Here is a 13,652-nt window from a genome sequence, read left to right on the forward strand (position 1 = left end):
TGCCAATCGAAAATCCAAAATCCAAAATCCAAAATCGGATGAGTTATCTGTTGAAGACGTAGAAGAGATTGAAATCGCAGCAAGTCAAGACAACAACGGACAACTACTCGCTACTAATAAAAAATCCAAAATCCAAAATCCAAAATCGGATGAGTGGAGTGTAACGCGCAAACTTCGGGTAACTCGCCAAGGTACTTACACTTCAACTTATTACATTAACGGCCAACCTTGCACGCTGACTCAACTTCACGAACAACTCAACCGCTTACGAATTTATCCCGAAGGCTATAACGTCGTGCTACAAGGAGACGTTACCAGCATTATTTCGATGAATTCTAAGGAACGCAGAGAAATCATTGACGAATTGGCTGGGGTGGCTCAGTTCGATCGCAAAATCTCTTTAGCTAGGCAGAAGTTGGATGAAGTTAAGGAGGTGGAAGAACGCAGCAGGATTGTAGAAAAAGAGCTGATGTCTCAGCGCGATAGACTTGCTTCCGATCGCACAAAAGCGGAAAAATATCAAAAGCTGCGGGCGGAATTTCAAGAAAAGTCGCAATGGGAAATTGTGCTGAAATTCCGGCAATTGCAGCAGCAAGAATGGAAACTGCGCGAACAAATCGAAACGGGCGATCGCACTTCGGCATCTCTTACCGAACAACTGCAAACAATTAGCACCCAAATTCAAGCAGCAACCGCCGAACTAGACGCGCTGAATGCCCGCGTTAAAGCTTTGGGAGAGTCGGAATTGTTGGCTTTGCAAGCGACGATTGCGACTCAGGAAGCGGAACGGCGACAACTGCAAAACCGCAAACAGGATTTGGAAAAAACTGCTGGGCAAATGGCGGCTAATATAGCACAAACCGAGGAAGAAGTTCGGCAATTCCGGCAAAGTTTGGAGCAAATTGAGATAGAAATATCTTATGTTAAGTCTCAGCAGGGGAGTTTTCAGGAACAGCGGGACGCAGCCCAGCAAAGTTTAGATGAAAGTCGGGAAGTTGCAAATGCGATCGCCTCCACGGCCGAAGTTTGGGTACAGCAGCAAACGGAACTGCACCGCCAAATCGAAACAATTCAACAAACTTTGGAACCGCAGCGTACAGAACAAGCTACCATTGGCGAAAGAGCCGATCGCCTGCAAAGTCAAATTCAAGAACAAAACCAATCGCTGCAAGTATTGGAACAGGAAATTGCAGCGAAAAAAGAGCAGCAATATCGCCTTGTGGAAACCAAAGGCGTGGCATCTTTGCAAGTAGAATCGCTGAATCAAATTTTAGTCGAAGCCGAACAAGAATTGCAACTGCAACAGGAAACTCAAACTCGTTTGTTGGAAGAACAGCGGGAAAGACAGCGCAAATTAGACAAACTAGAAGTGCAGTTTCAAGCACTGCAAGAAGCGACGGGAACGTTTACTGCCAAAATTGTCGCGCAAAGCGGAATTGGCGGAGTTTGCGGCTTGGTGGCTCAACTGGGTAGGGTGGAACCGCGCTATCAGTTGGCTCTGGAAATTGCGGCGGGCGGGCGCATGGGAAATATGGTGGTGGAAGATGACAGCGTGGCTGCTGCTGCGATCGAATTGTTGAAACAAAAACGGGCGGGAAGGATGACTTTTTTGCCTTTGAATAAGATTAGGGGCGGCAGGTATTCGGTGAATGAAAATTTGCGGCGCGCGGCTGGGTTTGTGGATGCGGCTGTTAATTTGATTGATTGCGATTCGCGGTATCAGGAAATTTTTGCTTACGTTTTTGGCAGTACGGTTGTGTTTAGCAACCTCAGCGATGCTCGCCGCTATTTGGGACAGTACCGGATTGTCACTTTGGACGGGGAAATTTTGGAAACTAGCGGGGCGATGACTGGGGGAAGTTCTACTAATAGATCTACCTTGCATTTTGGCACGGTTGAGGCGAGTGAGGCTGCTAGTGAAGCCCGAACCATCGCATCTCTGCAAGAAAGGTTGGAGGAAATTGAGCGGATTTTGGAACGGTGCAAAATTGCGATCGATCGCGCTTCACTAGCAGTCAAAACTCGCAGCCAAGAATTGATGGAAGCGAAACAAAATTTGCGCGAACATCAGTTGCGCTTGGAACAGTTGGATTCAGAAATTAAGAATTTGCAAGCGCAACAGGAACAAGTGCGATCGCAAATTGCGAAAAATACACAGGAATTAACTAATTCGCGATCGAGATTGCAGTTGCTGGAACGAGAATTGCCGGCACAGGAAACTCAATTGCAGCAGTACCGGCAAACTTTGGCGCAGTTGGAAGAGTCGAACAGTCACAGCGAATGGCAGCAAATGCAATCGAGTTTGCGCGCTTTGGAAGCGCAACTCCAAGAGCGAGAATTGGCTCTGAGAAACGTCCAGCAGCGCCTTGTAGACTTGGAAAATCAATTCGGGCGCTTGGAAGAGAAAATTAAGGAAGGCAGCGAGAAATTGCAGGAATGGCAAGTGCAGCAAAACGCGGGGGCGGATGCGCTCGATCGCATTGTTTCGCAGCAGTTAGAACTCGATGGACAAATTGCCGCAGCTAAGGCGACTTTGGGGGAAATTGAGGAAAAATTGGGCGTGGAAAAGGGAGAGCGCGATCGGGCGGAATCTCAATTGCGAGAACAGCATTTAGCCAAACAACAGTTACAGTGGCAGTTGCAAAAACTGCACGAAACCCAGCAAGAACGCCGGGAACAATTAGCCGCCATCCGCACTCTCTTGGAAACGCAGCGGGCGGAAATGCCCGACCCCGTGCCGTCAATTCCTGAAAATGTCGAGAAAGCCAATTTGACGGAATTGCAGCAGGAAGTAAAGGCGATCGCCAAGCGCATTCAAGCTTTAGAACCAGTCAATATGCTAGCCTTGGAAGAGTACAACCGCACTCAAGAACGCCTTCAAGAATTAAGTCAAAAATTGACGACATTGGAAGGAGAACGCACTGAACTGCTGTTGAGAATCGAAAATTTTACCACACTCAGGCGGCGCGCTTTTAAAGAAGCTTTCGACGCGGTTAACGAGAACTTCCAGACTATCTTTGCGGAACTTTCCGAAGGCGATGGCTATCTCCAGCTAGATGACCAGGAAGACCCCTTCAGCAGTGGCTTGAATTTGGTGGCTCACCCGAAGGGCAAACCCGTACAGCGGCTGGCTTCCATGTCTGGAGGCGAAAAGTCGTTGACGGCGCTGAGTTTTATTTTTGCGCTGCAACGCTACCGCCCGTCTACGTTCTACGCTTTTGATGAAGTGGATATGTTTCTGGATGGGGCAAATGTGGAGCGATTAGCTAGAATGATAAAACGACAGTCTGAACAAGCCCAGTTTATTGTTGTGAGTTTGCGGCGACCTATGATTCAATCGGCTGAGCGTACAATTGGCGTTACTCAAGCGCGGGGAGCTTATACTCAAGTCATAGGGCTGAAGTTGTAGTCCCGGAGTGTCTGTTGATGACCATACCCAAAAACGGATACAAGCCGCCGACAACAGTCGTGGATAGATCAAAATTTTAGACCCTAGTTCCAGCTCCCACATTCCTCTGTGGAGTAAATCTAAAATCTAAAATCTAAAATCTAAAATCGACTGACTGAAGTTGTAGTCCCGGAGTTTATGTTAACGCTCGTGTTGAGTGATATATGTACTTAATAAATCAGGATTAAAGTTAGAATGACATCCGAACAAATCTGCCAACGCTCCGATATTCTAGGCACTCAGGTCATCACCCGCGACAGAGGTAAACGCTTGGGGGTGGTTAGTCAATTGTGGGTGGACATCGATCGGCGGGAAGTTGTGGCGATCGGTCTGCGTGATAATATATTTGCGGTCGCTGGAATGCCGAGGTTTATGTTCCTCAGCAATGTCAGTGAAATCGGCGACGTGCTGTTGGTGGAAGATGAGAGCGCGATCGAAGATGATGTTGATGTTGAAGTCTACAGCATTTTGATTAACAGCGAAGTTATTACCGAAACCGGCGAACTTTTGGGTAGGGTGCGGGGCTTTAGATTCGACCCCGAAGACGGTAAGTTAGTTTCTATAATTATCGCTTCTCTGGGAATCCCCCAAATCCCTGACCAAGTTCTTAGCACTTACGAGTTGGGGATTGAAGAAATTGTCAGCAGCGGCCCGAATCGCTTGATTGTGTTTGAAGGTTCCGAGGAAAGGCTCAGGCAGCTTAGTGTGGGTTTGCTGGAGCGCGTTGGTTTGGGCCAAGCACCTTGGGAACGAGAAGAGGACGAGGCAGGTTATTATCCGAAACCCGTGGCTACGGGAAATCAATTGGGCCCAGGCGTGCGGATACCTGCACCGGAAATGCGGAGCCGCGTAGCTGCGCCTGCTGTGGAGGAAGTTCCTTGGGATGAGGATTTAGAGTGGAATCGGCCTGCGGTTCGCCAGCCGCCGATGCGCGCGGTGCAGGTACAGCAGCAGCCCATCGACGATTACGAGGATTACGAAGAGGATAATTGGGGCGGCGAGGAGGACGATTACGAGGAGGAGGAGTACGAGGCGAAGCCACAATACACTCGCGCCGAGATTTCTCGCCCGAAGCAGCCGCTGGTGGAGTACGAAGATGATGTGGAGGCTGATGCTTGGGCTGACGATGAGGCACCGAAGCCTTACCAGGCTCCTCGCGTGAATATCCCTGAGAAAACTAAGACTCCTGAGTACGAGGAAGAGCCTGGTTATTAGGAATCACTCAATTAGCTGAAACCAATATTTTGCACTCTTTTTAAGAACGGGCAAGATGCCCGTTCCACAATCAAGTTTATTTTTTGTGGAACGGGCTTCTAGCCCGTTGCTGATATTGGTGCAAGATGTGAGTTTAAACTGAGATGTGGCACCATTCTTAAGAACAGGCAAGATGCCTGTTCCACAAAGAGTAGATTTTATTGTGGAACGGGCTTCTAGCCCGTTGCTGATATTGGTGCAAGATGTGAGTTTAAACTGAGATGTGGCACCATTCTTAAGAACAGGCAAGATGCCTGTTCCACAAAGAGTAGATTTTATTGTGGAACGGGCTTCTAGCCCGTTGCTGATATTGGTGCGCTCAATCTAATTAAATTAGATCCATGAACTAGAGAATACTGGCATGGCAGTTTATTATACTTTTGCTGACGTTTCATATTATGTTAATGATCGAAAAAGATTTTGCTAAAAATGTTGCTTTCAGATTAATAACATATCTAATTTTTCCAATTTTTTTATCCACCACCACGGCTGAAATTGTCTTGCGAGTTGCGGGATACAAACCCTGGCAAATAGAAAATGTTGATGTTGCCGTCGAACCCAAAGGTAACTTTTTTACCAAAGACTCGGAACTTGGCTACAAGCATTTGCCGGGTCAATTCAAAGTGACACTTAACGGCAATTACTCATTTAATGCCACTCACCTCAATAATAGTCTCAGAATAACACATCCCCTCACTACTTACAATTCTTCGTCAAAAAAGCATAAAATTTGGATATTTGGCTGTTCATTTACCTACGGTTGGTCATTGAATGACAGCGAAACTTATGCTTGGTTGTTGCAAGAGAAATTACCCAAATATGAAATAGTGAATTTTGGCGTTAACGGCTACGGCACGCTGCACTCGTTGATTCAATTTAAAGAAGCACTCAAACAAGGAAATAAACCCAAAGTTGCGGTGATTGCTTATGCGGGATTTCATAACCGCCGCAATACTTTGTTAAGGGCGAGAAGAAAGCAAATGGCTGCTTGGAATAAACTCGGTATTCTATTTCAGCCCGATGCGAGGCTGAATGGAGAAAATAATTTTACCTACAAAATGGCAAAACTTGAATATCGCGAGTTCCCGCTGATGCGGGTTTCTGCATTAAGCCATTTTTTGGAGGTTAATTACAATCAATTTGAAGAGGGATTGTATAGAAGCCATGAGGTTTCTAAGGCAATTATTCAAGAGTTTCACCGGGTGGCAGAGGCTAATGGTGTTAAGTTAGTTGTGGCCGGAATTAATGTCGGTTCTGCTAAGATGTTGGGGGAGTTAAGTCAGGAGGGAATTTCTACGGTGGATATTTCTGTTGATTTGAAAATACCTGCCAATAATAATTTACCTCATGACCTTCATCCAAGTGCGATCGCGAATCGGCAATATGCAGAAAAGTTGGACGGTTTTTTGCAAGGTAGTGTTTTAAGGTAACAATCTTGGACGCGCATCCATACCAAAGAAACCGGGTTTTTACCGAAATTAAAAGTTTTGATGCAAGATTTTGGCAAAAAAACCCGGTTTCTGACTACCCGTGCGTCCAGGACTATACAATTGATTGAGGGTTGCTAGAGTGATGGAAGTATTTGATGTTGTTTCTTTTAAATTGCCTCGAAAATTTCTAATTGATGGGTTTTTCCTGTTTTTACTTGTTCTCCTCACAGTTGCAGTAACATCAATCTATGTATCCAGCGAACATACTTTTTATTGGTGGGATTACGCGGGATACAATACCGCTACAGTCAACACGGCAAATTTATTTCGAGAGTCGCCAGATAAAGCATGGCGCGGAGTTATAGAATCGCTATCTAAGGAAAAAAACCTATTAATTTCTCTGCCGTTAGTGCCGTTTATTCTCTTATTTGGCGAGTCTCGGCTGAGTTACATTCTCAGTGTATCCCTGATTTATGTGCTGCCGTTTCGTCTGTTGCTGGGGGCAATTTCTGCAAAGCTAATTCCAGTTTATCCCCGCCGGGTATTTTGGTCAACTGTGCTGCTGAGTTTATTAATTCCTATGAGTTGGATACCGACTCTGCGGGGATATCTGGATACTGGCGGCTGTGTGTTTGTAGCCTTGGCAATTTTGGTTTATTTGCAGGATGTCACGCTGAAATCTTGGTGGAAAATCCCGTTGATTGGGTTTTTGCTGGCGGCGGCGATTCTGTTGCGGCGCCATTTTGCTTATAGTGCGATCGCATTTTTTGGTGCCGCGACTTTACAGGCTTTCATCGAGTTTATTGTACAGTATAGCAATCCCAAGGCAGTTATCACAATGGTTCAGGCTTTTAGCCGGGACGGGCTAGAAGCCCATCCCACAAGTCATTTAGGATTGCTATTTCAAAGTATTCAAAACAAAGGTTGGAAAAATTTGTTTGAATCCGCTGTAAAATTGGGCTTGATAGCTGTAACTAGCTTGATTATTTTAATGTTGGTAGCGGGGGATTTTACTCGCAGTGCTCTGACGGTTGACTACCGCAATTTGTATGTCGCTTGGAGTTTGCCTGTAAATGATATTTTAACTCGTTATGCGGATTTTTACGGTTTGGGAACTTGGCTGCTGGTACTGATTGGTTTTTCGGCGGGAATTCTGACTCGAATGCTGGTTCCGGCGGCGGCTATTTTTGTTTCGCTGTTTGGGGTTTTGTCGCTGATTGAATGGCTGTTAGTGTTGCGTTATGGCTACTTGCACTATACAATTCATATTACACCGATCGCACTTTTGGGACTCTCCACATTTTTCTGGACAACTTGGCTGACACTCAAGGGAAAAGTCCGGTATTTCATGCTGGGCGCGGCGGGTTTGTACCTGGTTTTGAATGCCGGAGTCGGGTTAATTCCTCTCAAAATAGATTTGCCAAGACTGTTTGTGGGTAATTTTCCGCCGTTAGTGCGATCGGACTACGATGAAGTTGTAAAATTAGTAGAGTTTCTGCGAAAATTAGCACCGAATGAAGAACCAATTTATATTGCTGGTGCTTCTAACAATTTCAATGCTAATATCCTCAGACAAGCCAACCGAAAATTAAACCCGCCGGAGGGCTGGTGGAAATTAAATACAATCGGGAGGCCGCAAATTGACTCGCGCGATACTTACCCGCTACCGGAGTTGTTGCAGGCACAATATGCGGTGGTTGCTGTACCTTTTCAGCAGGTGTTGCCGACTGACGAACAAGTTTTGCGATCGCACGAACAAGATGTTGTTAAAGTTGTGTACGATGCCTTTACTCAAAACTGGGAAATTGCCCGCGATTTCCAATTGCTACCGGAACAGTTTAAGCTAGAAAACGGCGTGACACTCAGCGTTTACCGGAGGATGCGGCCGACTGATACAGCAACGGCAGTTAGGACTCTGGATGCAATGCAGCGACAAATAGTCGATCGACCAGGCACGCAGTTAGATTGGATTAGTTTGCATCAATCAATCTACACAAGTGCCAATTATTCAGTAAGTCAAGAATCGGATAACCTATATAATATTGTAACTCATCCAATTAAAAACAGCAAGAAACTCGATACATCTTTTCTGTATTTAGGTTCCATTTCAGATAAAGTAAAAGTTACCGGCAAACTCAATTTACCTAACCAACAATGTCCGGGAGTTGCCCTGCGCTTGACTTTGTGGGACAAGCAAGGTAAATTAGTAGACTCAGCAGAGATGGCTTATAGTCAAAAAAGTTATCTCGCCTTAAATCTATTAGTTGAAGGCAAAAATCCCATTTATCTGCTGCTTGAGGTATTGAGTAGCAGCCAACAGGATTTAACAAACCAATGTCAACTGGAGATTAACAATTTGGCTGTCAGTAGATAAATTGAACCGTCAATGCAAAAACATCAAAAATCCCACTGGTATTTTAATCTATCTCTCTATACTTTTGTCATCATCGGCTCCCTGATGGCTACTGGCTATATTTTCCCCATTGGAGGCAATTTCCCAGAAGTGCCGCCTATTCAATTTATGTTAAATCCTGAACTCTACAAAAATGACTATTACGTTCAGGAAATGGTGAAATTTAATCCGAGATATTACTATTATTATATTATCTATTTTCTCGCCAACTTAGGAACAAGCATTCCCCTAGCGCACTTTATTTATCAATTCCTCGCCTTCGGTTCATTTGTCCTAGCTTGCTACGCAATTCTCAATATCTATACTAATTCCAAACTGCCAGCAGCAGCGATGGCTTTTTTATGTATAGCCGCTTCATTTACCGATGTTGGTAACACGCTGATATTTTCCACTAAATCAGTACCCAGTATCTTCGCAATGGGTTTCGCAATCTGGGGAATTTACTTTAGTTTGCGCCAGAAATGGCTGACTGGATATTTCTTTTTTGGACTAGCTTGTCTGCTGCAATTCTTAGTGGGTTTGTTGCCGGGATTGATGATGGTTCCCGTTTTATTTATTGAATCTGTAAGACAGCGGAATTTCAAAACATTGATTTTGGCGATCGCACTTTTAGCAGCAATGGCAAGTATCGTTTACGTACCGATGTTATTAACAGGTACTACCAGCACTCAAACTATCGACAACGCCGATTTTGTCTACATTCACGCAAAAGTCCGCAACCCCCACCACATCCTCCCGTCAAATTGGTATTTGGGGAATTGGTTCAACTTTATATGTTTCATAATTGGTGGCTTACTGTGCATCAAAAATTCCGATTTATTGTCCAAAGAAGACAAGGTTAATTTTTATATAATTGTTACTACATCCATTTTGGGACTGTTTCTAAATTACATATTTGTAGAAATTTACCCGCTGGCTTTTATCGCAAAACTACAGTTAGCTAGAACCGTACCTTTTGCTCAACTAATTATATTTATTGCTGTTGCTTTGACGGTCGAGCAACTTTACAGAGAAAAACACATAGCTATTAGCTTGTTGCTGTTAGCTGTACTAACTTTGCCTTTTAGGGGTATCATTTTCCTAGGATTATCAGTTTGGCAAACAAAAAAATACGTATTTCCCAAACGATATAATATATTGTTGTGGATTTTAGCAGCAGGAACGGTAATTTTCAGCTTGATATATCCGGTGACTGATTCATGGGAAATAATGGGCGATCGAATAATTAGCATCCCAGTTTTTTTCTCAATCCTCGCCTTCCCATTCATTTTAGAAAAAACATCCCTAGCTACATCTATCAAACAAACTCTAACTCACACCTTAGCCTTAATAACTACCGCCACCTTAGTTTTTGGAGTAGCAGGAATTCTGCCCAAACCTATATTAAATGTATTTCAACCAAGAGTTAATATTAATGCCGTTCCCAGGGATGACTTAAGCAAATTAGCTGTGCGATTTTCGCAAAGTAGCAGCCGCGATTCACTCGTATTAATTCCGCCTTCAGTTACCAGCTTCCAGTTTTTCTCCGAAAGGGCGATTGTCGTCAACTTCAAAAACTTCCCCTTTACCGAAAAAGGCATCAAAGAATGGCAAAATCGCATGGAAGCTGTTTTAGGAGTCCCCTTAAACCCGCAAATGATTTGGGGAGGAAATGACTTTTTCATCCGCCGCAGTAGTGCGGATTTAGTCAAAGTAGCCAAAAACTATCATGCCGATTATATCCTGACTCGTACTGACTGGCACCCAAATATGCAAGGGGAAATCGCAGACAAACAAGGCAAATGGATACTGTATAAAATTAGGTAATAGGTAATTGGTAAAACTTGTTAAATCCCAATTATAATTTTATCTTATACCATTTTTCTAAAGATGTGCTATGGATGAAGTCTTAGCCCCCCCTTAATAAGGGGGGGTTGGGGGGGTAATATCTAGCGCTACTTTATGAAATTGGTATTAGTCAGCAGAGACAGACTTTGCTTGTTTAGAAGCAATTGCCATCGCCGATTTATCTGCGTTAATCAGCGTTAATCCGCCTTAATCTGCGGTTAAATATCAAAACCAGAATCATCAATAATTTCGCTAATTTGCTTGTCCACATAATCAGCATCCACATTCCGCGCCATCAACTCAGCCAAAATCCCCAAAGAAATCAACTGCACCGACAGAATTGTACACAAAATCCCAAAAAATAACAAAGGTCGATTGCCGATCGGCCCAAAATTCATCCCCGCCAAATTCAGAAACCAAATAACTATCAAATAACTCAGCGAAACAGTTCCAACAAAGCCAAAACACAAACCCAAACCGCCAAACAAATGACCCGGTTTGTGCAAATATTGCGTCGTGGCTAACACCGTCAACAAATCAATAAAACCCCGCGCATAACGTTCCCAGCCGTAATTCGATTTTCCGTGCTTTCGCGGATGATGTTCCACGACTACTTCGCCAATTTTAAACCCTAAATTGTTTGCTAAAGCTGGAATGTAGCGGTGCAATTCTCCGTACAATTTAATCGACTGCAAAACTTCCCTACGGTAAGCTTTAAAACCGCAATTCATATCGTGCATTTGCACGCCAGTCAGCAAACACGCAACGGCATTAAATAGCTTGGAAGGTAAAGTTTTAGAAAGCGGGTCGTTCCGCTGTTTTCGCCAACCGGAAACTAAATCAAATCCCGATTCTAAATGATGTAAAAATTTGGGAATTTCAGCGGGGTCATCCTGAAGGTCAGCATCGAGAGTAAAGATAATTATCCCTGCTGCATTGCGAAATCCTGCTGAAAGCGCGGCGGATTTGCCAAAGTTGCGGCGCATTTTAATTGCTTTAATTAGTTTGGGATGTTTGCTGGCTAAATCTGTGATTTCTTGCCAGGAATAATCGCGGCTACCGTCATCTATGAAAATGACTTCGTAACTGTCAATTTCTGTTTGCAACATGACAATTTTGATTTTGTCAAACAGCAATTTTAGGGTGGCTTCTTCGTTGTGAACTGGGATTACGAAGCTGAGTTGTTTTGGCATAGAGATATTTTATTTCATTTTTGTTGTTAATGAGATTTTTTTTTATTAACCGCAGAGGGCGCAGAGGGCGCAGAGGAGGAGAAAGAGAGGTTTTTTAGTTTTTATTGATAACTTGGGAGTTTCGTAAGGCTACCCAACCTTTGCGGTTTTTAAAGGAGGCATAGGCTGTCAATAGTTTATCTGTTGGTGATGTTTGAATGTATCCTCTCCAAGCTGCGAATTCGTAGGAAGGGCCAAATAATTTAACTAAATCTGGGCGGGGAAATCCTGACATGGCGAAACCTCTAACGACATTTTCTTGGTTGAGAATGGCAATACATTTTACATTGTTTTCGGGGTCTCCTACCCAGCCAATTACTCTGGCTGCTGTTGGTGCCAGTCTGGTGGCTGTATCAAAGTATCCGGGTACTCCGTCTTTGGGGGCTGACAGTAAATTTGCGTCGATTTTTGTGTCTAATGCTGCACAGAAATTGTGTTTTTTGATGTCTCGGTTAAATGGCACTAAGTTGTTAGTTTTTAAAGCGTCGATTAAGCCGACAAAAGCGGCGGGTTTGTTGCCTACGCGGTCTTTAATTAGGGTTACGTCGGTGATGCCTAGTTGCAGTGATAATGCTACTAACGGTTGATAGGTTGCTCTGTGGGCGATCGCCATTGCAGTTTCGCCTCCCACCCCGTACATTAAAATAATCGCGACTGTGGTGACTGCAAACAGCGGTGTCAACCAACGCCCTTGGATTCTTGGTGTTGGCTGCAACTCGCGCACCCACAATACTGTCAGCACAATTGTGCTCATCCAAAACAAAGCTGGAAGTGTGGCGTAGCGGGAAGCGGTGGCTTGTTCGACGCCAAATCCCGATCGGCTAACCGCGGCCATTAAGGCCGTTTGCAGCGTGTAAAGTTGGATTGATAGCCAAGGCAGCCAATCCGGGCGATCTACCTTTTTTACAAATAGCCAATAACCCACAAAACCCGTCGCTGCAATCAAACCAATTATACCAATAATTGAAGCAACAATAATATTTTCGCTAAAAATTCCGCCGAGATAAATGGGAATATATTCGAGAGTTTTGAGCGGGTTAATTTTAGTTAAAGAAGGGTGATGAGATGGAGTTTTATAAGTTAAAAAATAAATCCCAATCACTGCAATCGAAGCAATGAAATACAAATAAGTTATTCGCCGAGGAAACCGCAGCACAACAGCAGCAGCACACAATATCGGCCACAAACCTAAAGGAGTGCTGTAACTAATACAGCCTAAAACGCCAAAAATAATGCTGCCAATTACCCACTTATTTTGTAAATGCGGGGGCGGGCACGGGGGCACCGCCCCTACCAACTCGTTACCAGGCTCTGCCTCCCTTTTCTTTAATAAATCTGTCACATAGGATTGCAAACAATATATCGAACAAATCACAAATAAATTAGCAATTATCCAGTGAACACCGCTGAATCCCCGCATCCAATTGTGAGCTGCCGCCGGAGTAAAATTAAAAATAGAAATGCAAAGGAGTAGCGAGATAAATTGCAGCGGAAAACGCCTCATTTTTAACGGCAGCAGAGCAATTAATACGTGGCACTGAATCCAAGCCAAAAACCAGGCAACTAAACACAAACCAATATTTGAACCTTGGGTGACAGCTATATTCAAGCCATAAATAATGGCCGGAATCAAGACAAAATGCTCGTTGGCCCGAAATATCCAATTAAAAGGATTTGTAGAAAAACCGTCTACTGAATAAAAATTCCATGTCATCCACCAATAATCAAAATTAGACAAGTCTCCCGCTTGCGATATCAAGTACAAAATATATGAAGCTGGTATTAGGATGCCGAGAACTGAGGCGGCAATTAAAATATATTGTTGCTTGATTTTCATGGATTCAGACATGGGGTATTTTTAATTAATGGGGCAGGTTTAGCGACGCACTCCCGACAAAGAAACCGGGTTTTTTATTTAATCTCTAGGCTACAGCGAAGGATTTTCGTAAAAAACCCGGTTTCTGGCCACCAGTGGATAAGTCCTATTGTCCTGAATCCCTAAATTTTAGACTAAAGTTCAAACTCCCAGATTCAATGCTGCAAGTAAA

General features: G+C 44.0%; 8 protein-coding genes. 5 read left to right on the forward strand and 3 right to left on the reverse strand.

From position 1 onward, the window contains the following. Together smc and QT984_RS17260 are read left to right on the forward strand one after the other, a co-directional pair. On the forward strand, window positions 1–3,409 hold a 3,409-nt coding region (smc, locus tag QT984_RS17255), incomplete at its 5' end, for a chromosome segregation protein SMC (protein WP_333374530.1). A 234-nt stretch (window positions 3,410–3,643) separates the two neighbouring features. Then, window positions 3,644–4,663 carry a PRC-barrel domain-containing protein gene (locus tag QT984_RS17260; protein WP_333053364.1) on the forward strand — a complete coding sequence of 340 codons (1,020 nt, stop codon included), beginning with the start codon at window positions 3,644–3,646 and terminating at the stop codon, window positions 4,661–4,663. A 3-nt stretch (window positions 4,664–4,666) separates the two neighbouring features. Here the strand turns inward: QT984_RS17260 and QT984_RS17265 are convergent, their stop codons facing one another. Continuing rightward, entirely contained in the window at window positions 4,667–4,951 is a 285-nt protein-coding gene (locus tag QT984_RS17265) for a hypothetical protein (protein WP_333271731.1), read from the reverse strand. Between the two features lie 149 nt (window positions 4,952–5,100). Between QT984_RS17265 and QT984_RS17270 the strand changes: the two genes are divergently transcribed. The 3 genes from QT984_RS17270 to QT984_RS17280 all read left to right on the forward strand — a co-directional run bounded on the left by QT984_RS17270 (window position 5,101) and on the right by QT984_RS17280 (window position 10,351). Further along, a complete protein-coding gene (locus QT984_RS17270) occupies window positions 5,101–6,132 on the forward strand; it encodes an SGNH/GDSL hydrolase family protein (protein ID WP_333374532.1) in 1,032 nt (343 codons plus the stop codon). A 142-nt stretch (window positions 6,133–6,274) separates the two neighbouring features. After that, complete coding sequence (locus tag QT984_RS17275) at window positions 6,275–8,506, forward strand: hypothetical protein (protein ID WP_333243185.1); 2,232 nt, start codon at window positions 6,275–6,277, stop codon at window positions 8,504–8,506. Between the two features lie 12 nt (window positions 8,507–8,518). After that, window positions 8,519–10,351 carry a DUF6798 domain-containing protein gene (locus QT984_RS17280; protein ID WP_333271737.1) on the forward strand — a complete coding sequence of 611 codons (1,833 nt, stop codon included), beginning with the start codon at window positions 8,519–8,521 and terminating at the stop codon, window positions 10,349–10,351. A 239-nt stretch (window positions 10,352–10,590) separates the two neighbouring features. Here QT984_RS17280 and QT984_RS17285 read toward each other — a convergent pair whose 3' ends face one another. After that, window positions 10,591–11,565 carry a glycosyltransferase family 2 protein gene (locus QT984_RS17285; protein ID WP_333053361.1) on the reverse strand — a complete coding sequence of 325 codons (975 nt, stop codon included), beginning with the start codon at window positions 11,563–11,565 and terminating at the stop codon, window positions 10,591–10,593. Window positions 11,566–11,659: 94 nt separating this feature from the next. Continuing rightward, the gene (locus QT984_RS17290; protein ID WP_333231348.1) at window positions 11,660–13,453 is read right to left on the reverse strand and encodes a hypothetical protein; all 1,794 of its coding nucleotides are present in this window, start codon (window positions 13,451–13,453) and stop codon (window positions 11,660–11,662) included. Between the last annotated feature and the right edge of the window lie 199 nt (window positions 13,454–13,652).

The organism is Microcoleus sp. Z1_B2 (assembly GCF_036700325.1).
Classification (GTDB): domain Bacteria; phylum Cyanobacteriota; class Cyanobacteriia; order Cyanobacteriales; family Microcoleaceae; genus Microcoleus.

Coding starts and splice junctions, on each gene's coding strand:
- QT984_RS17260 (WP_333053364.1), top strand. CDS start 3,644: ATGACATCCGAACAAATCTGCCAACGCTCCGATATTCTAGGCACTCAG.
- QT984_RS17270 (WP_333374532.1), top strand. CDS start 5,101: ATGTTAATGATCGAAAAAGATTTTGCTAAAAATGTTGCTTTCAGATTA.
- QT984_RS17275 (WP_333243185.1), top strand. CDS start 6,275: ATGGAAGTATTTGATGTTGTTTCTTTTAAATTGCCTCGAAAATTTCTA.
- QT984_RS17280 (WP_333271737.1), top strand. CDS start 8,519: ATGCAAAAACATCAAAAATCCCACTGGTATTTTAATCTATCTCTCTAT.
- QT984_RS17285 (WP_333053361.1), bottom strand. CDS start 11,565: ATGCCAAAACAACTCAGCTTCGTAATCCCAGTTCACAACGAAGAAGCC.
- QT984_RS17290 (WP_333231348.1), bottom strand. CDS start 13,453: ATGTCTGAATCCATGAAAATCAAGCAACAATATATTTTAATTGCCGCC.